This is a genomic window from Desulfobulbaceae bacterium DB1 (genome assembly GCA_001914235.1).
In the GTDB taxonomy this organism is placed as follows: domain Bacteria; phylum Desulfobacterota; class Desulfobulbia; order Desulfobulbales; family SURF-16; genus DB1.
Window position 1 is genome coordinate 126,825 of the sequence record MQUF01000003.1, and the last position, 22,731, is coordinate 149,555.

A 22,731-nucleotide genomic window follows, 5' to 3' on the forward strand; every position below is an offset into this window, starting at 1 on the left:
ATCATAACGCAACGTCGCAAAGCCCCAACGAAAATCCCCCGGAAACACCGAGTTGTCTTTGCCGCTCCGTGCCTTTACGTTGAAAAATGACCAATTAAAGTGAAACGCCTTACCGGGATGCGGCATACTCCCTGGCCTTGGCCACCAGGGCGCGGGCCCATTCCGGGGTACCCACCGCGTGAACATGGGCATAGAGCGCCAGCACATTTTTATAAACCAGGCCGTCGCCGCCGGCGGCAAAACCCACTCCTCGTTTCATATCAAAGGCGAGATCGGCAACGCTCCCTTGCCAGTGCGCCACCCGGCTGTAACGAAACTCATGCCCCTTGATTTCCGTTCCGACCGGATAGAAGGGATTTCCCGCACGGGCGGTGAGCACCGTGTATCCATGGGCCTGGGGTTTTTTCTCAAGGGTAAAATGAACGGGAAAGATGCCGACCAGCGGATAATCGCGGCCATCCAGACATATTTTCTCCCCCAGATAAATCAAGCCGCCGCACTCGGCATAAACGGGCAGACCATGCTCCACCTCCTCGCGTATCGAGCTGCGAAATGAAACATTGGCGGCAAGCAGGCCGGCACTTGTTTCCGGAAAGCCGCCGCCGATGTAAAGGGCGTCAATTTTCGGCAACTTCTTTTCCGTCAGGGAATTGATATCCACCAATTCCGCTCCCAATTCCTGCAAAGCGAGAAGATTTTCCGGATAATAAAATTGAAACGCCGCATCGCGTACCACGCCGATGCGAACCTTGCCGGCAGCGTCGGCACAGACCGCGGTCTGTTTTTGCTTCGGCATGGGCGGCTTGGGCATGAGGCTTTTCACCGCGACAACATCAAGAGAGCGCGCCACCGTTTCCGCCAGCAGGCTGATCGCCTCCTCCGCGCCGTCATACTCCTGAAATGGAGTAACCCCGAGATGGCGCATGGGAAAGATATCGCGTTTTAAACGACGGATTGCTCCCACCACCGGCACACCGGCATATTTTTCCACCGCCTCGCGCACAACGCTTTCATGACGGGAGCTGCCGATCCTGTTCAGAACCACGCCGGCGATATCGACCCCCGGATCAAGCATTTTACAGCCCAGCACCAGGGCCGCCACCGTTCGGGTTGTTTTGGTGCAATCGACCACCAGCAGGATCGGCAGCCCGAGGCGGGAAGCCAATTCCGCCGTACTGTATGTCCCGCCGGCATCGACACCGTCATAAAGCCCCCGGTTTCCTTCAACAATAATAAAATCAGCGGATCGGCCGTGTTCGGCGAATGAGGCCAGCATGGCCTCTTCCTGCATCAGGTAGGGATCAAGATTGAAACACGGTCTGCCCGCGGCCAGGCTGAGCCAGCCCGCGTCAATATAATCCGGCCCCTTCTTGAAGGGCACCACATGATGCCCCTCACCGGCCAGAAGGGCCACGAGCCCGACAGACACGACACTCTTGCCCGATCCGCCGCCGAGCCCGGCAACGACAATTCCTTTCGGACTTTTCATCTTTCAGCTCACTCTTTGATATACGCTTAAAAAAAATGCGCCCCTGCCGGCAACGCAAAATACCCATTCCTTGTTTCTCACATTTTCCTTTTTCATGCCACCGACCTCCAGTCAAGTCAAGCACTCATTGGAATTTGAGAAATCTTTTCGCTTCCTGCTTCACGCACTTGAAATTCTCCATTAACATGGTTACAGTCATGAAACTTATGCAAAAATGACCGAAAAAGCATTTACTGGAGAGCGACGAAAGAAACCGGGAGCATTCTCATTGATTTTCCTGAAATTTTTTCCCGCCTCCGCTACTTCCTCTTTCGCAAGCAACGTGCTCTCACACAGAAAATTTCACTCTAATGATGAGGATATCCATGCCCGACAAACAACTCAGAGAAGATCTCCCGAAAGTCATTGCCGAGATGGAGCAGAAATGCCAGGAACATCCGGAATCCATCATGGCCCATCATCATCTTGCCCTTGTTTACCGCAAGGCGGGTCGCCACAATGATGCCATTCGTGAATTGAAAAAATGTATTGAAATAGACGATCATTCCGCCGAGGCGTATATTAATCTCGGCGCCGTCTACTTTGAACTGGGCCAACTCGATGAGGCCCTGCAGGCCAACAAAATGGCCCTCCTGTATGCACCGAATCCCGCCCAGGCCCATACCAACATCGGCCTCATCATGCAGCAGAAAGGCGAACAGGAAAAAGCCATTGACGCCTATACCAAGGCAACACTTGCCGATCCCGAACTGGGATTCGCCTGGGTGAACCTGGCATCGGCGCAAATCATGACCGGCAATTTCGATGCCGCGCTTTCATCCGCCAAAAAGGCGGTTGAGCATGATCCGCAGTTCGGCATGGCGCACAACAATCTGGCAGTGGCCTACTACTATGCCAAGGATTACAAGGCCGCCAAGAAATCCATGGATGAAGCAGCACGGCTCGGCTATTCCGTTGATCCGAATTTCGTCAAAGCCGTGGAACAAGAACTGTAACCATGGCGAAAAATCCCAACATCAAAGTCCGTCCCTGGTGTCCCTTCTGCGGCCAGGAAGTCAATCCGCCCACGGAACCGCTCAAACGTAAAATTGATGAGTTCAAGGTGGGCAATTGCCAGTGCGGCGCCGTCTACACCTCCGATCCCACCGGGTTTAATGTCGGCGCGGCAATGGTTGAATGCATGATCTACGCCTGCGACGAAAACCCTGATCTTGCCTGGGAACTGGTGGCGGATGATGATTTTCTTACCGGCCGTATCGACAATTACGACGAAGTGACCCATCAGGTTTACGAATTTAAAAACGTGGACGGACGCAGGGTGGCCGGCGTTCTCTACTTCATCCGTCTTACCCGCGATCTCGCCGATCTATCGAAACGGCTCAAACATCATAAGGAAAAAACGGATGAAGTCACCAGCAAACCAATGGCAAAACTGGTCGTTCCTCCCCTGGAACCTGAACGCGACCCCAAGAGGAAGAAAAAACGGGCAGACAAATCGAAAATCAAGGAACTTGTTTTCAGCGGCAATATCGACGCCTTGGTTGATTTCTGTTTCGACGATATGAAGACACTGCGCTTCATGCTGCGGCTGCTTTATGATCCGGACGAGGGAAAACGCTGGTACTGCGCCCAAGTCATCGGCCAGGTCTGCGCCCGTTTGTCCACACGAAAGCCGGGAGTGGTCAGCGACATGCTGCATCGGCTCTATGAATCCTGCACCGATTCCGCCTCCACCCACTGGGGGCTGCTTGAGGCAATCGGTTCCATTATTGCCGCACGACCTGACATTTTCGGCGGATTCGCCAGGCATCTCCTCATGTACCGTGGAGTGCCGACCAGCAGGGCGCTGGTTTTATGGGCCATGGGCACCATTGCTGAAACAAGCCCGGAGGTGGTTCGCAACACGCCGATTTACAGCGTTTTTTCATCCGTCAATGACCCTGACCCCCTGATTCGGGGCCAGGCAATCCGGCTGTTCGGAAGAATAAATGCCGTTGAGTTGAAAAGCAAAATCGAGGAACAGGTCAATGACAGTGCGCCGCTCACCGTTTATGAAAAAGGTCTGCCGGAGCATACCACTGTCGGCCGCTTGGCACATGAAGCGCTGGCCTTGATGACTGAATAGTAATTTTATTTTGCAAAGTTTTTTTGGAGAGAACAATGACAGCTTTACAACAGAACATACAAAAAGCGGAAGAGGAAAAAAGCCAGGCGCGTCTCGACTATGAGTCCGGCTTGGAATTCATGTCCAAGGGAGAGATGGCCCAGGCGGCCAACATGTTTCATAATGCCCTGGTCGGCTTTGAACAGGATAAGGATATTAACGGGATTGCCAACGCCACCGACAAGCTCGGAGATATCTGTTCGGATAGGAAAGATTTGAATAATGCCCTCGCCCACTACGACAAGGTAATTTCCATTTGCCAGGATCAGGGTGACAGCTTCAGTGTCTTTGCTGTTGACAAGAAAAAAGCCAGGCTCTTTGCCGCCTGCGGCAAATATGACGATGCAATCACCATGTATCTGAATATAGTGGATGAATACAATGCCATGCGCAACCCGCAGGGAACCGTCGACACCCTGGAAACCCTGGCCGAGGTCTATGTCGCAGCCGGCAACCGGGACAAGGCCGCGGATTGCTACCGCACCGCCGCTCGGATCCACGAGAAATACAAACACACCCGGCATGCAGCAACCCTCCTGCAAAAGGCGGAAGAAACACTCAAAGTTGCGTAGTGCCGTGTAAATCTTGAATTGTCCTGTAGGTCGGCATACCTATGCCGAGGCTATCTTGTCGGGAAAGGGTTCCCGACCTACAATAAAGCGTCAATCGAAACGTCTTCCAATAAAAAAAGCCGTCAATCCCATTTGGGGAGTGACGGCTTTTTTAACATTCTGAAAAAACAGACTACAACTTATTTTGCATCCTCGGCAGCGTCACGAGTTTCCTCGTTCTTGATCCTGGAAGGAAGGGCGTACATGGTCGTGCTGCCGCTTGACCAGAACATCAATTTTCCTTCTTTTACCAGATCATTGGCAATGTTTTTTATTTCACGCGGTTTCGCGTCGGGATCACAGGCGTAAAAGTCCTTCACATAGAGCTGCGGTTTGGGAGCTTTGGTTGCCTTGTCGATCATTGCTGCCTTGAGTTCCTCTTTGCTCATCGCCATTTCATTTACTCCTTTTTATATTGAGTTCAGGTAAACTTCCATTTCCGCAGCGTTCTAAAACTGCAGCGACTGCAGGAACATGACGTTCCTGCAGTCATTAAGAAAGCCCCAACTGCTGAAAGGCAGTCAATTACTTAATATGGCTGGTGAACTTGAACTGGGTGGATGTTCTCCAGGTGTCGTAGGCCAGACGGTAATCGTCAACGGACTTGATGGTGAACGGTATTCCGGTCAGTTCGAAGAATTTCTCCCAGCCGATTCTCTCAGCCCACTCGCCGAGACGCTCGTATTTACGGGCATGCTTGGCGTAGGTCTCAAGAATATTCTTCACTGCGGCAACAGTCTCCGGCCAGCGGGGAGTGTTGTTGGGCAGGAAGGGGATAACCAGCTTGGAGAATTTCGGCATGGAACGGGAGTTGGAAACCTTACCGCCGACAAGAATGGCGATACCGTCACCTTCCGGATCAGCAAGCGGCATGGCCGGACACATGGTGTAGCAGTTACCGCAGAACATACAACGCTCAGCGGTTACCTTGACCGATTTTACTTCCTCGCCCTTGCTGTTGGTCTCTTTGGCGGGCTTGACAGCTCCAAGAGGACAGGCGGCGATGGCCAAGGGCAGCTCGCAGAGACCGGAGATGGCGTCATGGTCGATCATCGGCGGTTTCCGATGAATACCGAGGATAGCGATATCGGAAGCGTGTACGGCACCGCACATGTTCAAACAGCAGGCCAGCGCAACACGAACCTGCGCGGGCAGGGTCATGCTGGTGAAGTAGTCGAACAGTTCATCCATAACGGCCTTGACGACACCGGAAGCATCGGTTGCCGGGGTATGGCAGTGTACCCAGCCCTGGGTGTGAACGATGTTGGACACACTTGCGCCGGTGGCGCCCACCGGGAATTTATTGCCGCGGCTCTTCAAATCGTCCAGCAGGGGCTGCACTTTTGCCTTGGAATCTACCATGAACTCGACATTATTCCTGGTGGTCCAGCGGACACACCCGTTACAATGCTTGTCGGCTATTTCGCAAATCTCGCGAATATGCTCGATACTGATCAAGCGGGCAGCACCGACGCGAACCGTCCAGCACTCGTCGCCGCTCTCGGCCTTGTGCATGAGAACGCCCGGCTGGGCGATCTCATGATACAGCCATTTGCCGAAATTCTTTTTGATCACCGGCGGTAAAAACTGCTCATAATGTGGCGGACCAATATCTGTAATTCTGTCTACCATCGGATTTTGTGGATCGTAACCCATTGTATACCTCCTTCTCTATCAGTAAGTATAGTAACTTATATTTAGCGCAGGAACGAGCAACGCTTATTGAGCGTGACGAGCGCGGAACTCTCGGATGTCGCGCTCCCAACCGCCTTCAACCTCACTTTCTTCCCAGAAGATATAGGGGTTGGAGCGGGGCTCTCTCACATGCTGCGGAATCGGCTCAACTTCCATGACCTTCAGGAAGGTGGGCAATCCAACGCGCTGCATGGTCTCACCGACACGCTCGCGGTTCTTGCCGACTTCCATCCACCAATCCCAGATCTTCTCGATCTTCTCGACAACCTCTTCGTATTCACTCTCAGCATCGATGTTGACAAAGGGGAAAGTCATGGTGGCGAACTGGGCGCCGTCCAGAATCGGAGCCTTGGCGCCGATACAGATGGTCGCACCCTGCTCCAGGCCGGGACGAAGGGCGCGCGGCATGACGTTGATGCAGTGCATGCAGCGGGTACACTCTTTATTATCGATCTTCAGGGTATCGCCTTCCATCCACATACAGCCGGTGGGGCACAGGTCGATGACCTCTTTCTGAATATCGAACTTACCCCAGTCGCGACCGGCATGGGCGCCGCCGTTGGAGGGGTATTCACCCTTGATGTAACCTTTGACCGCAGCCTGATCGATGCGGATGTCATCACGCCAGGTGCCGATAACGGCAAAGTCGGAACGGGCGATGGCGGCAACGCAGTCATTGGGGCAGCCGGAAAATTTGAATTTAAATTTATACGGGAATGCCGGGCGGTGAATCTCATCCTGATAATGATTGGTCAGGAAGTGGCACAGGGCCTGGGTATCATAGCATGCCCACTCGCAGCGGGATTTACCGAGACAGCAAGCCGGAGTACGCAAGTTGGAGCCGGAACCGCCGAGATCCTGATTCAGATCATGGGTCAGCTCGTAGAACAGGGGCTCCAGATTCGGGGTGGTGGTACCCAGAAGTACCATGTCACCGGTTGAACCGTGCATGTTGGTCATACCTGATCCGTATTTCTGCCACAGATCACAGATTGCGCGCAGTTTTTCCGTGCTGTAATACATACCGGACGGCTGAGCGATACGGACGGTGTGGAAATGGGCGACGCCGGGGAACTGCTTCGGCACGTCGGAGTAGCGGCCGACGATACCACCGCCGTACCCGAATACACCGACGATACCACCATGCTTCCAGTGGGTAATCCGGTCTTTGTAAGACAACTCTACCTGACCCAGAATGTCGAAACACTCCGGTTTGGTCTCGGCCTGACGTTTGAGATCTGATACAAAGCTCGGCCAAGGTCCTTTTTCGAGTTCGTCCAATAAGGGCGTATCATGCTTTGGCATTTTCTCGTTTCCTCCTAAGGATCTGTTAAAATATGTAAGCCAATAACCTGCTCACCCGTCAGCTATTCCCATCATGACGCGCCTAAATACGCTCACTTTCCGCCTCGGAATGAACAAACACAATACTGAATAGTAATTCAGTTTTGACGAACTTATCCATCTCACATCGTTTTGTCAACAAAAAATCTTTATCTTTAAAAATGAAAATCACGGAATCGTCAAAATCGTTTTTCGTTTGTCATAACACAATGATAAATCAACACGATAGCACACGCATTCGCTTTCCTCTCCTTGTTCCCGCAGACTCGGAACACAGGCTTCGAGCTTTTCCCATTTTTCGCTCCGATTTGCCGAGCATCCGCGATCTTTTTTTCATCAAAAAAAAGATCGCGACAACCCAATTCCCACGAAAATGTTTCTCTTTTTTTGCACATTTTTTTTGCTTTCCATGGTTAAATGGAAAATGCAGGCTCATTCATCGAAACCATCAGGAAGAAGAAAGAAAAGTGCCACGACCGAAAAAAACTCGACTCTGTGAAGGCGGCATGTGCGGCCGGGCTTTCAAACCGACCGGCACCCCCATGCCGAAATTGCGCAAGATTGATCTGCTGCGCGATGAACTGGAAACACTGAAACTCTGCGATATGGAAGGTATGACCCAGGAGGAAGCGGGAAAGCGGATGGGAATATCCAGAGGAACGGTGCAGCGTATCCTGACCACTGCCCGAAAAAAAACGGCAGAGGCCCTGGTGACCGGCGCGGCTCTTGTTTTCCAGGGTGATTTCCCTGAAATAAAGCCGTTCCACCCCAAGGCCCCGGACCTGGATGCGACAGAGGACAGCTGAAAGAAATCAGCCGGTACGCCCTCCATGCCTTTTATCAATGATGGCAGTCACCCCCGCCCTGACAGGTGTGCTGGGGCTGCATCATCGGAAATCTGTCCTGCAGAAAGCCGGCAATGACCGCTTCCACGTCCTGGTAGTCATCCCGCTGGGCGAAATAAACATCAATCCCCACCTCATTAAAACCTATCAGGGGCCGGGCACCCATGCCGCCCACCACCAGGGCGTCGACATTGCGCTCCTTGAGCAGTTTGACCGGCACCATGCAGCCTCCCGCCTCATGGGCCACATTCTCAAGGGTCTCAATTTTGGCGATTTTTCCTTCCTCAATATCAATGACGGTGAAGAGGTCACAGTGACCGAAATGATCGGAACGGGTGGCCTTGATGCCACCGGGACTGTTCGTCGGCACGGCAAGTTTTAATGTTTTCATGTTGTTCTCCTTTCATCACGCCTCTTCGGGAGGCGGACCGAAAATTTTATCAGTGAATTTGACATACCAGGCAGCGGACCGCACCTGAATAATACAGGAAGCACCAAGCCGCCCCGCCACAGCGGCAGGACGTCATCGTCGCGCCGGGTGTTCCAGACACCGGACACCACATTCCTCCGCAACCTTGAAAATCGCCTTGAAAATCTTCACCATGCACCCTTTACTCAACTGTGGCCGGACCAAAAATTCTCGGCACCAGCTTGATATACCAGGCAGCGGACTGTATCTGAATGACATAAGCAAGGGCAATCAGCAGTGCAATGGTCATACCCTGTTCCTTGAAGGCAGTCATGGCAATGGCCAAGGCAATGGACAGATCGCGCATTACCACGCCGAACACCATGGCAATGGCATCATCGCGGGAAAACATCATCTTGCCTATCACGGTCAACATAATATACGAGAGAAGATAAAAAATAATCAGCGGAACCAGAATCACCATGATGTCAGCGGGATTGGCGATGATATTTTTTGCCTTGAGGGACATGGCCACAAAAGCTATCATCGTAACTCCCAAGGCGGAGATGGGCGGAAATTTCGGCTTATAAATCTCCATCCAGGCCTTCTTGCCATGTTTTTTGACCAGATAATTCTGGGTAAGAATCCCGGCGACCAACGGCACAAAAACGAAGATGCAGATCTCCTGAAACATAAACATCATATCCACATCAACGGTGGCCCCCATGAACACCTTGGTATAAACCGGGGCAGCCATGGCGCCGATGAGGAGTCCGAAGACGAGCATCTTGGTGGCCGCCTCTTTGTTCCCCTTGGCAAATCCGGTCCAGGATATGGTCATCCCCGAGGCGGGCAGAACCCCGATCAGAAACAGACCAACCGCCCACAGACCATATTTTTCCGCTTCGCCGGCAAAGAAAATTTTGCCGAGGGCAAAGACGATGATTGGGACAAGAATAAAATTAATGAGCTGCGTGGTGAGCTGCAACTTCGTATCCTTGCCCTGGAAAATCGATTTGACGTTAAGGGTCACCATCATGGGATAGACCATGACGAAGGTAATGGGAATAATGAGCTGCTTCAAAGGTTTGGCGTCAAAAAGATACCCGCCGCCGACAAGCCCGCAGATCATGGAAACAGGAATAGTATAAACAAGATTTTTTTGCAGAAATTTCAAAAAATTAAACATTGCATGCCTCCTCGAAAATGAACCAAGCGCAGAGCATATCAATCTCGCATTGTTTTTTTAGACAGCCCTACTTTGCCTCGTCGATCATCGAGCGTATCTTGGCAAAAGTCTGGGCCAGGGATTCAGGAAATTTCGGGTCATCAGGGACCAGAGCTGCAATATCCCCGGCACTGAAACTGAGATAACGGATCTGGGTTTTGTTGTTTTTGGAAAAAACATGGACAAATTTAGGCATCAGAATGGCACGCTCCGGATTACCGCTCAAACTCTTGTCCGCCTTCGTGGGCTTGCAGACCTGGATCATATGCAGATCAAAGTCTTCCGGAACCTCACCACCATGCTCCCGGAAAGTTTTTTTCATATCCATGGTGTCAAGATTATTCACCACAAATCCATTGGCCTTGACAATGGCGGCGAAGTCGGCAACAAAACGGCTTACACTCTTCGCGCTTTCGGTTACATAGAGATCTTCATTCCTGTTCATAGCCACTCCTCCATTCCTTTCCTTAAAATTTATGAAAACACAAAATGCCGCTTGAAATTATTATGTGCATATGCTCATATATACGGCGGTGAAAAAGGATTGTCAAGGGGAAGCTTAAGCATTTTCTAAAATTTCAATTATGCAAATTGACACTACTTGTTTTTCGTACTATAAAAATCATTCATGCATCTGTTCAACAAACGAAACAGCTCCCGGAAGCACTGAAGCACAAAGAAAAACGGAGAAAAAAAATGGGAAAAAAAATTGTCATCATCGGCGCTGTCGCCGCCGGGCCAAAGTCCGCCTGTCACGCGAAACGGCTTATGCCGGATGCGGAAATCACAATTCTTGACCAGGACAGCCTCATTTCCTATGGCGGCTGCGGTATCCCCTATTACGTCTCCGGCGACGTCAACGACGAAGACCAGTTGCGCAAAACAAGCTTTCACATGACCCGCGACGTCGCGTTTTTCGAAAATGCCAAGGGCGTCATGGTTCGCACCCGTACCCGGGCGCTGGCCATTGACCGACAAAAAAAATGCGTTGAGGTGCAAAATCTCGACAGCGGCAACAAAGAAGCGATCCCCTACGACAACCTGGTGATCGCCACCGGCAGCCGGCCCTTTGTCCTGCCCATCCCCGGCGCTGATCTGGACGGGGTTTACACCATCAGCGACCTGCACAAGGCCATTGCCATCAAGGAACGGCTGGCCAAGGGAATGATCGGCAAAGCGGTCATCATCGGCGGCGGCGCCATCGGCCTTGAAATGGCGGAGGCCTTTTGCGACCTCTGGGGTGTCGAGACCTCGCTGATCGAATTCATGCCCCAGGTTCTGCCCCGCATCATTGACGCCCCCTTTGCCGCCATGCTGCAGAACCATATGCGCCGGCACGGAGTTGCCATTTATACCGGGGAAGGCGCCCAGGCCATCGAAGCCGACGAAAACGGCAAGGCCTGCCGCGTGGTGACCGCAAAACGGACCATTGATACCGACATCGTCATCATGGCGGCCGGTGTCCGGCCCCGGACCGATCTGGCCCGCGACGCCGGACTCTTGGTTTCACCCCTGGGAATCGTGGTCAACAACCGGTTGCAGACCTCGGACCCCAATATTTATGCCGCCGGCGACTGCATTGAGACCATCAATCTCATCACCGGCAAGAAATTTTTCGCTCCCATGGGTTCCCTGGCCAATCGAGAAGGCCGGGTGGTCGGTGACAATCTGGCCGGTGTTCCCTCGACATTTCCCGGCGTTGTCGGCAGTTTCGTCATGAAGGCATTTGAAAGCTGCATCGGCGCCACCGGACTCAGCCTGGAAACGGCCCGCGCCGAAGGGTTTGACGCCGACGCCTCCATCAGCGCCCCGTCCGACCGGGCCCACTTTTTCCCCACGGAAAGCAAAATGCCCATGCAGCTGGTCTTTGACCGGAAAACACGCCGGGTGCTCGGCGTTCAGGCCTTCGGACCCATGAACGACGCGGTGCTGGCCCGCATCGATGCCGCGGCGGCCCTTATCTCCAAAGAGGGCACCATCGATGATTTCAGCCTGCTGGAAATGGCCTATGCCCCACCCTTTGCCACTGCCATTGACGCACTGAACGCCGCGGCCAACGTGGCGGACAACATGGCCTGCGGCCGCCAGCGCAATATCGCGGTCAACGACTTTCTCGCCTGGATTGACAATCCCGCCTCCCATGGCGACTGGCTTGCCCTGGACATCAGACACCCCAAGGAGGTTGAACCATTTGCCGAGAAATTCGGCCCCATCTGGCTCGGCATGCCCTATGCCGAGGTGCGCCGACGCGTTGCCGAACTGCCCAAGGACAAAACCCTGCTCATTATCTGCGATGCGGGCACCCGCTCCTATGAGATCCAGGTATTTCTCGACAGCCTCGGACGCACCAACAGCCTGGTGCTGGGCGGCGGATTTAATATTATTTCCCGGCTCGGCGTGGAATGGTGGCCGAAAAAAGCGGTTTAATATTTCACCCAGGGATTGCACATTGACATGACGGATTCACGCTGCCGGTTCATCATGCCGAAAATCGCGGCACAGGCAACATGTGCCATGCTGGTCATTTTATCCCTGTGCATGATCCGGTCGGAAACCGCCCTCGGGCTGACCGGCCGGATCGATCTCAATTCCGCCACCCAGGAACAACTGCGGGAACTGCCCTATATCGGGCAAAGCCGGGCCAGGGATATTATCAAATACAGGACCCTTCACGGCCCGTTCACCAGCCTTGACCAGCTTCTCGCGGTAACCGGCATCGGCCCTGATTCGCTTGATGCGATCAAGCCCTACCTGGCGATCGGCGGCACCGCAACCGATCCAATCGCCCTTGCCGATTTCCACAAAAAAATCACCACCCATGCCGGCGACATCATCATGCTGCCGGACGGAAAATACTACGACACCCTCGTCGACTTCATCCGTCGGGCGGACCATTCGATTGACATGGCCATGTTTCTGTTCAAAACCACGTCCTCGTTGCAGAACAAACCGGCCCTGCTGGTCAAGGAACTGGAAAAGGCCCGAAAAAAAGGAGTGGAAGTCCATATCCTGCTGGAGAATTCCGATTATGACGACTCCATCAACAAGGAAAACCAGAAGGTGGCGCGCGCCCTGCGCAAAAGCGGCATCAGCGTCGCCTTTGACGGGGCAAAAAACACCACCCATGCAAAAATCGTGGTCATTGACCGCCGCTATTGCTTTATCGGCAGCCACAATCTGACCCATTCGGCCATGAGTTTCAACCATGAGTTTTCCCTGCTCATCGACGACACAAACCTGGCCTCGGAACTTATCGAATACATGCAAGGTCTGCGTTCGTCGTAAGAGGGAGCTTTCCGCCCAGACCGCACGATCACTACCACTGCAAACGTTCCCTGGAGACGGAACGAAGGAGTATCAGCATTATGCCCATTGAAGCCGAAATAGCGGCCGCGCTTGAGCTGCAGCAACAAGGTCGGACCGAGGATGCCTTGTCCTGCTGCCTGCCCCTGCTGACACTTGACCTGGACGACTTCCGCGTCCATTTTCTGGTGGGAATGCTCTACCGGCAACTTGAAAAAAGCGCCCCCGCCATTTTCCATTTTTCAAAAGCCGTGGACCTTCAACCCGATCTGGCCAGCGCCCATTACAACCTGGGCGTCCTCCACTATGCCGAGGGCCGGATGACGGAGGCGGCGGCGTCCTACCAGCGTGCGGCGCAACTCCTGCCCGACGACCCCGATATTTTTTTCAATCTGGCCCTCACCTTTAAAAGCCTGGGCCGTTACTGCGAGGCAAAAAGCTGCTATGAGCAGGTGCTCGCCGTCAATCCGGACGATATTGACGCCCACTATAACCTCGGCGTGCTGCTGCGGGACATGCATGAAGCGGAAGAGGCGATCAGTTCTTTTGAAAAAGCGGCAGCACTTTCACCCGCCCATCTTCCTTCCCGCAAACACCTGGCTTCTCTTTTCCACCTGCTCGGCCACCGGGAAAAGGCCCTTGCCGCCTACCAGGCCATCCTGGCACTCGACCCGGACAATGAATCCGCCCTGCACATGGTCGCTGCCCTTGCCGGAGAAACACCTGAGGCCCCTCCTTTATCCTACGTCCGGGAACTTTTTGACCGGTTTTCCGAGCGCTATGACGAAACAATGGCGGAAAAACTCGAATGCAGCATTGAAAAACAGCTGCGGGACATGCTCGACAGCCGCTGCGGCGACATTCGATTTGCACGGGGGCTGGACATGGGATGCGGTACCGGACTGTCCGGACTGGCCCTGAAAGAGCGGGTGCGCCATTTCACCGGCATTGACCTGTCAGCCGGCATGCTGCGCCAGGCCAGGGAAAAAGGGGCCTATGACGAGGTGGTTCAAGGCGACATCATCACCTTTTTAAAGAAAACGGATAAACTCTATGATTTTTTCCTGGCGGCGGACGTCTTTGTTTACCTGGGCGACCTGAGACAGGTGTTCGATCTTGTCCGGCAAAAGGCCCATCCCGGCGCCTGCTTTGTTTTTTCCTCGGAGACCTGCGACGCAGGATTTCGCCTGCAGGAGTCAGGGCGCTATGCCCACGCGGAGAACTACGTCAGGGAGCTGGCGGCGCAATGCGGATTCCACTTTGATTGCTGCCGTCCGGCCAGGTTGCGCAAGGAAAAAGGTGAATGGATCAGGGGCAATCTCTATCTGTTGACGGTTGCATGCTGAATTGCAGGTTATCTGCCGCCATTATTACCTGTCAATTCTCAATTTTCAATTGCTGCCCTATCGTTTGACCCGGCGAATAACCACCTTCTTTTTCGTACTGCCGCCCGTCGGCGTGCTTGCTTTTTTGCGGCGGACGAGAATTTTTTTCTTTTTCTCCGGCAACGATTCCTCGCCGGCCGCATCGTTCCCTCCCTTACTATCAAAGGGCTGGGAATAACTGCAGCCCGCCTTGGGGCAGCGCAGCACCGTGAGACCAGACGCGGTCTTTTTTTCCACCAGAAAGGGCGAACCGCAGCCGGGGCACTCGACCGCATAGGGTTTGGACCAGGCCATGAACTCACAGTTCTCCGCTGAACACACATAGAGCTTTTTACCGGTGGGCGTCCGCTTGGCCCCAACCGATTCCTTGCCGCAGACCGGGCAAAGCAGAGCACCCTCCTCCTCAGCCTGGGCAAAGGCTTCGGAATGACGGCAGGCGGGATAACCGGCGCAGGCCCAGTATTGCCCGAATCGATCGCTTTTCAACACCAGCTGCCGCCCGCAGGCAGGGCATGATTTTTCCCCTTTTTCTCCCGCGGCCACGGGCTCCATCACTCTTTGCCCGACCGCAGGGGCTTCGGTCGACGGCGCGGTGAACAACGATTCGTGCTCCTCCGGCTCCAGCTCTTTCGTCTCGTCCGGCGGCCCGCCGACCGTCTCCATCTCCTCACCCGACTCCGGTGCAGGCAACACCTCGGACGCAATGATGGCTGCCGCGGCGCTTTCCCCTTCCTCTTCCGGCTGCGCGTCAAGGTCGGACCGCTCTTTTTCCCCTGCCTCCGGAAGCGGTTCGCAAACGTCGGCATCCGCTGACAGGACCGGAGATCCCTTCTCCGGAACCTGTTCTTCAATCGCACCCTCTCCGAGTCCGGCTTCAGTCTGGCCGGAAAGCTTAATGATCTTTTTGGAACGCTGCTGCTGCAACGACACCGTCCTCGGCACCTGAACCTTGACCAGCGGCACGCCATGCATGACAAAATTCTGGTCAAACTGTTTCAAGGCAAAATCAAGCGGTTTGCGACCGCTTATGACCTCATTGACCGTCTGCTCAAAGTAAGCGGACAGATTGATTCCCTTCATGGCCGGGAAAGCGCGGTTCAAAATGGCAACAACCTTGCCGCCGTTCTCCTCCAGGTGAAAAGAGCCGTTGGCATCAATGGCCAGATAGCCTTTATCGAGCATCTGCTGCATCATTATGACCATTGATGTTTCGGCCGGCAGGGAAAAATCGCGCAGATCATCAAAAAGGGTTTCAAAGGTATAGTATTCCAGCGCCACGCTTGACGCCTGTTCCGGAATAACTTGCTCCACCCGGATTTGCCGGCCCTCCGCCAAATCCGCCAGCGGACTTTCCCGCAGCAGATTCGGATCATAGCCGCCCTGAAAAACCTGCAAAAAGCCTTTCTCATGCAGAATCGGGCCTCTGCCGTGGAAGAGGCAGCCGCCGCTGCCGCACTCCACCAGCAGATGAAGGCCGCGGGCAGCATCCATCTGGCCGGCCAGGGCGCGGCAACGGATCAACTCATAAAGATTTTTTTCCTGCTCGGAAAAAAAATCCGGCAACTCGCTGCCGGCAAGACCGGGCAGAAGAGGGAGAATCACCCTTCCCTCGACCCCGCGCGCCACCAGCTCCTCCTCCCCGTAGCAGGCGACCACTTCTAATCTGATCCGCGCCATGGTTCTCTCATGATCCATCGAAGAACGGACAAAAGGGGTCGTCGTCAGGCCTGTATGCCTGCCGTTGATTTCCGCGCCGCCGTAAAACTTGTGCACGCTCCGAACTACCGCGGCAGGTCCCATGCCGAGCAGGGTGACGCCGTCATGCAGCAATTCCGCCAGGCTATAGGGCATGGGCGGTTCAATGACGAATTCCGTTTCCTCGATTTTTTTCACCAGGCAGGGCTGGTTCTCAAAAAGCGCCACCGCCTTTTTCGCCGCGGCGGCATCCCTGAAAAAGCCGTCGTCGGTAATTCCATAGGCCTCTTGCACATGTGCCGGGAAATCACCCCTGGGACCGGACAAACGAACATTGATCCGCCATTTTGCCGGGCCGGCAAAAGAGGCAATTTCAGCCTGCCGATCTTCCAAAAGAAACAAAGACGTCAAAAAAGAAAAATTAAGCAAGATCCCGCCGGGACCGCTGGCGGTACCGAGCAGCCGATTGATATGCCGGATGAGACAACCGTTGAAAAGCGACCGAATATACAGTGCGGCGGCCTTGCCGTCATCAACCGGTTCCACCATATGAAAAGAAGCGGCCAGCTCCTGTTCGGCAAAGCCGGAAACATGAATTCTACGAGCGGACTTCCGTCCTTTGGTCGCGGCGAAAAGAAATTTCCCCACCACCCAGCTCCACAACTCCCCTCGTTCTTCGCCGTCCAGCGCGAGATAGATATCTTTCTGCAGATTGGTCAGCAGATTTTTGGCAAATTCCTTTGCGTCATCGGCCGGAGCAAACTGAAACCCGACCGTGCCGCTATAGAGCTTCGGTTCTTTCGGATTATGAGTCACCTTCATCGGCATGGCGCGCAAAAGCAAGACATCATAGTCCCCGCCTGTTTGATCATGTAAGGATTTCGCCTTTGCTTCCGAATCAACAATCACCAATGATGCCATGCACGCTTCTCCTGCTTGAGAAAAGAATAATAACAAGTACGAATTGTATTGTAGCGATTGAATTGCAAAAAAGCAAAATATAGATTTTTTCCGTTCCCTTCTGTATTCTGAAAAAAAAGAGGTAGTTACAACCACCAGCCAATTTTCAGCCAAGACACGGCGCAGAGAACAGACATGGCATTTCTCACCCTAAGCGGCATCGATGAAGCCATTTCCCAGCTTAATATCAACCCTGACACCCTTAAAGGGCGTCTCATCGAACTGATTCGTTCCCATTTCACTGATGATGAAAGCCTGCAGACACGAGAATCCATTGACCCGGCGGAAATCATTCACGCTTTATGGGAAACAGTGGATCCGGAACAGATCCGGCAAAAAAAGAAAAATCTCTCCAGCCTCAAATCCGCGCTCAACAAAACACTGAAAGAGCTTGCCCTGGAAGGAAAAAACCCGGAAGGAATCATTCTCAACCGGGACAACATCTTTGCCATCTCAGATGAACACAAGGATTCGATCCTGCAGCAACTCGGCCTCAGCAGGTCAATGACGACGCAGGACCTGGTTGCGGCATTCCGTGAACTCCTGACCCACGCCCTGCAGACGGAAAATCCACGGGAGACGGCCGCCCAGCTTTTGCATGAGCTGGATATAACCAAAAAGATGGTCGCACAAACCGCGGGACTGACGGAACAGGGCGCAGGAACAGGAGCCGGAGAAAGAAACGATGGCGTCGAGGCATCTTCGAACACACAGGAACCGATTGAAATTGAAGAGGTGGAAATCGGCGAAGACGAAGATTTCGAAATACGAGAAGAATTTATTACAGAAACGGCTGATGCGATCACCGGCACCACGAACGAACATACAGCGGAGGAGGTATCGCAGACTATCATTTCCGACGAGGAAGAAGTTGCCGAAGCTGAAATCCTGGAAGACGACGAAACGGAAATTATCGAACTGGACCAGGAGGTCATACTTGAGGAGACCGACCAGGAAACAGGAACAGCGGACGGCGGCATACCCGAAGCTGAAACTCTGGAGGACGACGAGGAAACCGAGATTGTCGAGCTGGACCAGGAGGTCATCCTTGAAGAAACCGGCCAGGAATCAGGCGCGCAGGACGGCGACATACCCGAAGCCGAAACCCTGGAGGACGACGAGGAAACCGAGATTGTCGAGCTGGACCAGGAGGTTATCCTTGAAGAAACCGACGACGAAACAGGCGCGCCGGGCGGCGACATACCCGAAGCCGAAACCCTGGAGGACGACGAGGAAACCGAGATTGTCGAGCTGGACCAGGAGGTCATCCTTGAAGAGACCGACCAGGATTCAGGCGCGCCGGGCGGGGATTTGGACGCGGCCGGAGGAGAATTCACAGCAACGGAAAAGGGCTCAGATGGCCACGGAGGAGAAGGAGAGACTGCGCAGCAGTCCCGCGAGACTGGGCACCCGCTTGACTTGAGCCATTACATCGATGCGGATGAGGCTCTGGCCGCCCCACCAGACACCCTGGCGGAATCACACGATGAGTATATCGCCCAGATCCTTGAGCGCTTCATGCCCAAGTTTATCAAGATACCGGCAGGCCATTACATCATCGGCGCTCCCCATCCCAACCCCAATGAGCGAGCCGCGGACAAAGTACGGCTTGCCGGTTTTTACATCAGTCAGCTGCCGGTTACCAATGACCTCTTTGATTTCTTTGTCCGCGAGACCGGCTATGAAACGGATGCGGAACGGGCCGGATTCGGCAATGTCTGCAGCGGCCGCATCACCAGCCGTACCGACCCTGAAACCGGCCGTCATGTTGTGGCCATCAGTCGCGGTTCGTCCTCGCAAAGGGTGCAGGGCGCCAATTGGCGGCATCCGGCCGGACCGAACAGCTCACTGGAAAACAAGGCGAATCATCCCGTGGTGCAGGTCAGCCGCCGGGACGCCCTGGCCTTTGCCTCCTGGGCGGGGAAAAGACTGCCCACGGAAGATGAATGGGAAGCTGCCGCACGCGGCACGGAGGGGCTGCTTTTCCCTTGGGGAAACGAATGGCGAAACGGCATGGCAAACATCGAATCTTCTCTTGTCGGCGACACGACACCGGTCATCCGCCACGGCAAACAGTCAATGAGTCCCTTTGGGCTTTACGATCTGCTGGGCAACATCTTTGAGTGGACGGCAACGCTCCATCATCCTGCCGCATCGGGGCCTGGATCGACGTCCCCCATTTATATTCTCAAGGGAGGATGCTGGACATCAAAGGAGGGCATCACCTGCGCCGCACGGCTGCTGGAAAGAGATACCTGGTCCAATATTATCGGCTTCCGTTGCGCGGTATAAGGCCGCTCACCACTGACACAAATCGTATCATTGCCGGATGCTCGCGTGACGATCAATCATGACGACAATGCCGCATCAATCAATTCATCCGGCACATCATCGGTTATTGTAACTTTGCCTATGCAGGTGGGCAGGACAAAAAAAGGTTTGCCGGATACCGACTTTTTATCTGTTTTCAAAAACGATTTCATCAATTCCTTATCCAGCCCGCCGGGAATCGCCACCGGCAGTCGAAAGCCCGCAAGCAGCGCGCGGATTTCATCAGCCTCCTCCCGGGAAAGCAGCGATTTGGCCACGGCAAGCTTATTGACCGCCACCATTCCCATTGCCACCGCCATGCCGTGGGCAATGGTGAAATCAGACGCCGCCTCAACGGCATGACCAAGAGTGTGACCGTAATTCAGGATGCGCCGCAGATCCGCTTCCTTTTCATCAGCCGCAACCACGGCTGCCTTAATGGCGCAGCAGCGCATGATCACCTCTTCGAGAACCGGCAGGTCAAGGGCAAGAATGCGATCCCGATGGCGATCCAGGTAATGAAAAAAATCCCTGTCATAAATGACACCGTACTTAATCACCTCGGCCAGACCGTTCAACAGCTCTTCAAAGGGCAGGCTGCGCAGCACACGGCTGTCGACATAAACCGCTTTCGGCTGGTAAAACGCACCCACCAGGTTTTTTCCCTCAGGAATATCAACCCCGGTTTTCCCACCCACCGAGCTGTCCACTTGGGACAGCAAGGTAGTGGGCACCTGGACAAAGGCAATACCACGCATATAAATCGCGGCGACAAACCCGGTTATGTCGCCGGTGACCCCGCCGCCGAGGGCGATGAGACAATCCTTGCGATCGACGCCCATACGGGCCAGGGAACTGGTGAGCATGGTAATGGTGGCAAGATTCTTGTTGGCCTCGCCGTGGGGAAATGTGACGATATCGCATGCCAACCCAGGCGCCCGCAGGGAATGAAGCAGTTTTTCGCCATACAGTTTCCCCACCCGGTCATCGGTGATGACCACATATCGTTTGCCGCAAGGCCGATGCCGGAGAAAGTGGCCGATTTCCTCCAGCAATCCCTCTTTCACCGTAATCGGATACGATCTGTCGCCCAACCCCACATCTATTTTTTTTATTTTTGATTCATTACTCATTTCTTTTCGACTCCGGAATACATTCTACAGGCTGATATGGTAAGTTTGCTTGACAAGTGAAACAGGTCCAATAGACTATTACAAGAGAAACGATACGGATCTGATATTTTTTTCGCATGAGGAGGCACCATGAGCGCATCAAAGGAAGCAGAAAAGAAAAAAACCGACGACAATCAGTTAACCAAGGCAGGACGGGAGGTGGGCAAGGCTCTGGCCCGCTCCTCGTTTCAGGCGGAACAAACCGGCAGAAAAATAAAGAAAAAGGTCGGAGAAACAGTTTCCCGCATGACGGGGAAAGCTACAAAAATCAAATCCCCCTTTACCGAAAAAGGCGGCATTGCCGTTACTGAAACCATGGGTTTTTTGGCAGGAGAAATCTTTGATTACCTCTGCCAAAAAGGAGAAATGGGGACAGAGCAACTTGTTCATACCATTATGCACCGGCAGAACTCCAGTGCCATGGTTTACTGCGCCATCGGCTGGCTGGCGCGGGAGGGAAAAATCACCTTTTCATCGGATGGGTCTCTCATTTCCCTTTCCGAAGAATGTTGAAATAATTCGCATAAAAAGACCATCCCACAAGAAAAAGGAAGAGGAAATCACCATTCATCTTCATCTTGGAACTCGATGCACATTCCTTTGTCATTTCCCGAGAGAGCCAAACACAAAAAAAAAGGAGACGCCGAGAGGCGTCTCCTTTTTAATGTCGGAATCAGGAATAAACTTCCGAATTACATTGCCGATCCTGATGCAGCACCCTGCATTTTGACGGCAACTTTCTCGGTGAGGCCTTCATAGTACTCGCGCAGAATAACCAGAACTTCCTCACGGCCGAAATGATCCGGAATAACAGCGCCCTCGGAAAGAGCCTTCCGCAGCTTGGTACCGGAAAGGATAACACGATTTGACTTGTCATGCGGACAGGTGCGCAGAGAGGCCATGCCGTCGCACTTGGAGCAGTAGAAGGTCCAGTCGATCTTCATCGGGCGGCACAGCAGATCTTTGCTTGCATCACCGGTGGTGGGGATCTTGTCGAAGATTGTCTGCGCTTCGAACAGACCGTAGAAATCGCCGACGCCTGCATGGTCACGACCGATCAGCATGTTGTTGACGCCGTAGTTCTGGCGGAAGGTGGCATGCAGCAGACCTTCACGGGGACCAGCATAACGCATGTCCAGCGGATAACCGGCCTGGATGACGTTGTCTTTTACAAAGTGATGCTCAACCAGGGTGTCGATTGCCTTGACGCGCACGTTGGCAGGAATGTCACCGGGTTTCAGGTTGCCGATCAATGAGTGGATCAAAACGCCGTCACATACTTCGATGGCGATCTTGGCCAGGAACTCATGGGAACGATGCATGGGGTTACGAAGCTGCAGAGCGGCAACATTTGCCCAGCCTCTTTCCTCGAACATGGCGCGGGTCTCGGCCGGGGTCAGGTAAACACCTTTGTACTCGGCGGGGTACTCGCCCTCGGACAGAACTTTCACCGGGCCGGCAATGTTGACGGGCTTCTGGGCCATAACCATCTGAACGCCTGGATGATCTTCCATGGCAACTTTCCAGAATTTGTCATCGGCACTGTCGTCGCCTTCGCCCTTGAATACTTTCTCACATTCCCATTTCTTGTCGGCGTCGGTCATCTCGAATTTTTCGGTGACCTTCATGGTGGCCATCAGCTCGCCCTTGCAAACAAGTGCGATTTCCTCGCCGGCAGAGATGGCGTTTGCCTCGTCCTTGGAAATATCAAGGGTAATCGGCACGGGCCAGAAGGTACCGTCCGCCATCTGGAAATTCTCGCAAACGCCTTTCCAGTCGGCTTTGGTCATGAAGCCGCTCAGCGGACTGAAACCGCCGATACCCATCATGATCAGGTCGCCTTTGGCGCGGGCGCTAACCTCGATTTTTTTCATACCGGCAGCTCTGTCCTTCTCTGCCTGCCGCTCGCTGCCATGCAATAATGCACAAACAAGACCTTTCCCGCCATGAGGCGCAACTAATTTTGCCATTTGATTCCGTCTCCTTTAATGATAGTTAAAGTCAGATATGTCCTCTAACAGAAATGAACCCTTATTCATTTTTAGACACATTTATATAAAATGGGACTGTTTGGTTGTCAAGAAAAAAAAGGGGATAAAACGGATTAGACAAAAGAGACGG

The 22,731-nt window shown here is 53.6% G+C and carries 19 protein-coding genes; 9 read left to right on the top strand and 10 right to left on the bottom strand.

Annotation, left to right across the window (positions count from 1 at the left end; genetic code table 11):
* Positions 1 to 109 precede the first annotated feature (109 nt).
* Positions 110 to 1,489, bottom strand: coding sequence for a cobyrinic acid a,c-diamide synthase (locus tag BM485_02905; protein OKY76216.1), 1,380 nt, complete (start codon positions 1,487 to 1,489; stop codon positions 110 to 112).
* A gap of 365 nt (positions 1,490 to 1,854) precedes the next feature.
* Between BM485_02905 and BM485_02910 the strand changes: the two genes are divergently transcribed.
* Genes BM485_02910 through BM485_02920 form a run of 3 tightly spaced genes read left to right on the top strand, consistent with a single transcriptional unit; the run spans position 1,855 to position 4,225 of the window.
* Positions 1,855 to 2,484, top strand: coding sequence for a hypothetical protein (locus BM485_02910; protein ID OKY76217.1), 630 nt, complete (start codon positions 1,855 to 1,857; stop codon positions 2,482 to 2,484).
* Positions 2,485 to 2,486: 2 nt separating this feature from the next.
* On the top strand, positions 2,487 to 3,614 hold the full coding sequence (locus tag BM485_02915) for a PBS lyase (protein ID OKY76218.1): 1,128 nt from the start codon (positions 2,487 to 2,489) through the stop codon (positions 3,612 to 3,614).
* A 35-nt stretch (positions 3,615 to 3,649) separates the two neighbouring features.
* Complete coding sequence (locus BM485_02920; protein OKY76219.1) at positions 3,650 to 4,225, top strand: hypothetical protein; 576 nt, start codon at positions 3,650 to 3,652, stop codon at positions 4,223 to 4,225.
* A gap of 179 nt (positions 4,226 to 4,404) precedes the next feature.
* Here the strand turns inward: BM485_02920 and BM485_02925 are convergent, their stop codons facing one another.
* The 3 genes from BM485_02925 to BM485_02935 form a co-directional block, all read right to left on the bottom strand.
* Complete coding sequence (locus tag BM485_02925) at positions 4,405 to 4,659, bottom strand: sulfite reductase (protein OKY76220.1); 255 nt, start codon at positions 4,657 to 4,659, stop codon at positions 4,405 to 4,407.
* Positions 4,660 to 4,789: 130 nt separating this feature from the next.
* On the bottom strand, positions 4,790 to 5,920 hold the full coding sequence (locus BM485_02930; protein ID OKY76221.1) for a sulfite reductase, dissimilatory-type beta subunit: 1,131 nt from the start codon (positions 5,918 to 5,920) through the stop codon (positions 4,790 to 4,792).
* Between the two features lie 63 nt (positions 5,921 to 5,983).
* Entirely contained in the window at positions 5,984 to 7,264 is a 1,281-nt protein-coding gene (locus BM485_02935; GenBank protein ID OKY76222.1) for a sulfite reductase, dissimilatory-type subunit alpha, read from the bottom strand.
* 545 nt (positions 7,265 to 7,809) lie between these two features.
* Between BM485_02935 and BM485_02940 the strand changes: the two genes are divergently transcribed.
* The gene (locus BM485_02940; protein ID OKY76596.1) at positions 7,810 to 8,109 is read left to right on the top strand and encodes a DNA-binding protein; all 300 of its coding nucleotides are present in this window, start codon (positions 7,810 to 7,812) and stop codon (positions 8,107 to 8,109) included.
* Between the two features lie 34 nt (positions 8,110 to 8,143).
* Here the strand turns inward: BM485_02940 and BM485_02945 are convergent, their stop codons facing one another.
* The 3 genes from BM485_02945 to BM485_02955 all read right to left on the bottom strand — a co-directional run bounded on the left by BM485_02945 (position 8,144) and on the right by BM485_02955 (position 10,230).
* Positions 8,144 to 8,539, bottom strand: a complete 396-nt coding sequence (locus BM485_02945) for a dinitrogenase iron-molybdenum cofactor biosynthesis protein (protein OKY76223.1) — start codon at positions 8,537 to 8,539, stop codon at positions 8,144 to 8,146.
* A 220-nt stretch (positions 8,540 to 8,759) separates the two neighbouring features.
* Positions 8,760 to 9,746 carry an arsenite transporter gene (locus BM485_02950; protein OKY76224.1) on the bottom strand — a complete coding sequence of 329 codons (987 nt, stop codon included), beginning with the start codon at positions 9,744 to 9,746 and terminating at the stop codon, positions 8,760 to 8,762.
* Positions 9,747 to 9,813: 67 nt separating this feature from the next.
* On the bottom strand, positions 9,814 to 10,230 hold the full coding sequence (locus BM485_02955) for a hypothetical protein (protein OKY76225.1): 417 nt from the start codon (positions 10,228 to 10,230) through the stop codon (positions 9,814 to 9,816).
* Between the two features lie 251 nt (positions 10,231 to 10,481).
* Between BM485_02955 and BM485_02960 the strand changes: the two genes are divergently transcribed.
* The 3 genes from BM485_02960 (at position 10,482) to BM485_02970 (ending at position 14,434) form a co-directional block, all read left to right on the top strand.
* Positions 10,482 to 12,212, top strand: a complete 1,731-nt coding sequence (locus BM485_02960; protein OKY76226.1) for a pyridine nucleotide-disulfide oxidoreductase — start codon at positions 10,482 to 10,484, stop codon at positions 12,210 to 12,212.
* 87 nt (positions 12,213 to 12,299) lie between these two features.
* The gene (locus tag BM485_02965; GenBank protein OKY76227.1) at positions 12,300 to 13,070 is read left to right on the top strand and encodes a hypothetical protein; all 771 of its coding nucleotides are present in this window, start codon (positions 12,300 to 12,302) and stop codon (positions 13,068 to 13,070) included.
* 80 nt (positions 13,071 to 13,150) lie between these two features.
* A complete protein-coding gene (locus BM485_02970; protein OKY76228.1) occupies positions 13,151 to 14,434 on the top strand; it encodes a hypothetical protein in 1,284 nt (427 codons plus the stop codon).
* Between the two features lie 57 nt (positions 14,435 to 14,491).
* Here the strand turns inward: BM485_02970 and BM485_02975 are convergent, their stop codons facing one another.
* A complete protein-coding gene (locus tag BM485_02975) occupies positions 14,492 to 17,089 on the bottom strand; it encodes a hypothetical protein (protein ID OKY76229.1) in 2,598 nt (865 codons plus the stop codon).
* Between the two features lie 174 nt (positions 17,090 to 17,263).
* On the opposite strand from BM485_02975, the gene BM485_02980 reads away from it, so the two are divergent.
* Entirely contained in the window at positions 17,264 to 19,420 is a 2,157-nt protein-coding gene (locus BM485_02980; GenBank protein OKY76230.1) for a hypothetical protein, read from the top strand.
* A 56-nt stretch (positions 19,421 to 19,476) separates the two neighbouring features.
* Here the strand turns inward: BM485_02980 and BM485_02985 are convergent, their stop codons facing one another.
* A complete protein-coding gene (locus BM485_02985; GenBank protein ID OKY76231.1) occupies positions 19,477 to 20,571 on the bottom strand; it encodes a 3-dehydroquinate synthase in 1,095 nt (364 codons plus the stop codon).
* Positions 20,572 to 20,700: 129 nt separating this feature from the next.
* Here BM485_02985 and BM485_02990 point away from each other — a divergent pair, with 129 nt between their 5' ends.
* Positions 20,701 to 21,123 carry a hypothetical protein gene (locus tag BM485_02990; protein OKY76232.1) on the top strand — a complete coding sequence of 141 codons (423 nt, stop codon included), beginning with the start codon at positions 20,701 to 20,703 and terminating at the stop codon, positions 21,121 to 21,123.
* A 179-nt stretch (positions 21,124 to 21,302) separates the two neighbouring features.
* On the opposite strand, the gene BM485_02995 is transcribed toward BM485_02990, so the two are convergent.
* Positions 21,303 to 22,580, bottom strand: a complete 1,278-nt coding sequence (locus BM485_02995) for a sulfate adenylyltransferase (GenBank protein ID OKY76233.1) — start codon at positions 22,578 to 22,580, stop codon at positions 21,303 to 21,305.
* Positions 22,581 to 22,731: the final 151 nt, after the last annotated feature.

What these genes read in the sequence shown, in the direction of transcription:
- BM485_02905 (OKY76216.1), bottom strand. Translation starts at nt 1,489, where the DNA reads ATGAAAAGTCCGAAAGGAATTGTCGTTGCCGGGCTCGGCGGCGGATCG.
- BM485_02910 (OKY76217.1), top strand. Translation starts at nt 1,855, where the DNA reads ATGCCCGACAAACAACTCAGAGAAGATCTCCCGAAAGTCATTGCCGAG.
- BM485_02915 (OKY76218.1), top strand. Translation starts at nt 2,487, where the DNA reads ATGGCGAAAAATCCCAACATCAAAGTCCGTCCCTGGTGTCCCTTCTGC.
- BM485_02920 (OKY76219.1), top strand. Translation starts at nt 3,650, where the DNA reads ATGACAGCTTTACAACAGAACATACAAAAAGCGGAAGAGGAAAAAAGC.
- BM485_02925 (OKY76220.1), bottom strand. Translation starts at nt 4,659, where the DNA reads ATGGCGATGAGCAAAGAGGAACTCAAGGCAGCAATGATCGACAAGGCA.
- BM485_02930 (OKY76221.1), bottom strand. Translation starts at nt 5,920, where the DNA reads ATGGGTTACGATCCACAAAATCCGATGGTAGACAGAATTACAGATATT.
- BM485_02935 (OKY76222.1), bottom strand. Translation starts at nt 7,264, where the DNA reads ATGCCAAAGCATGATACGCCCTTATTGGACGAACTCGAAAAAGGACCT.
- BM485_02940 (OKY76596.1), top strand. Translation starts at nt 7,810, where the DNA reads ATGTGCGGCCGGGCTTTCAAACCGACCGGCACCCCCATGCCGAAATTG.
- BM485_02945 (OKY76223.1), bottom strand. Translation starts at nt 8,539, where the DNA reads ATGAAAACATTAAAACTTGCCGTGCCGACGAACAGTCCCGGTGGCATC.
- BM485_02950 (OKY76224.1), bottom strand. Translation starts at nt 9,746, where the DNA reads ATGTTTAATTTTTTGAAATTTCTGCAAAAAAATCTTGTTTATACTATT.
- BM485_02955 (OKY76225.1), bottom strand. Translation starts at nt 10,230, where the DNA reads ATGAACAGGAATGAAGATCTCTATGTAACCGAAAGCGCGAAGAGTGTA.
- BM485_02960 (OKY76226.1), top strand. Translation starts at nt 10,482, where the DNA reads ATGGGAAAAAAAATTGTCATCATCGGCGCTGTCGCCGCCGGGCCAAAG.
- BM485_02965 (OKY76227.1), top strand. Translation starts at nt 12,300, where the DNA reads ATGCTGGTCATTTTATCCCTGTGCATGATCCGGTCGGAAACCGCCCTC.
- BM485_02970 (OKY76228.1), top strand. Translation starts at nt 13,151, where the DNA reads ATGCCCATTGAAGCCGAAATAGCGGCCGCGCTTGAGCTGCAGCAACAA.
- BM485_02975 (OKY76229.1), bottom strand. Translation starts at nt 17,089, where the DNA reads ATGGCATCATTGGTGATTGTTGATTCGGAAGCAAAGGCGAAATCCTTA.
- BM485_02980 (OKY76230.1), top strand. Translation starts at nt 17,264, where the DNA reads ATGGCATTTCTCACCCTAAGCGGCATCGATGAAGCCATTTCCCAGCTT.
- BM485_02985 (OKY76231.1), bottom strand. Translation starts at nt 20,571, where the DNA reads ATGAGTAATGAATCAAAAATAAAAAAAATAGATGTGGGGTTGGGCGAC.
- BM485_02990 (OKY76232.1), top strand. Translation starts at nt 20,701, where the DNA reads ATGAGCGCATCAAAGGAAGCAGAAAAGAAAAAAACCGACGACAATCAG.
- BM485_02995 (OKY76233.1), bottom strand. Translation starts at nt 22,580, where the DNA reads ATGGCAAAATTAGTTGCGCCTCATGGCGGGAAAGGTCTTGTTTGTGCA.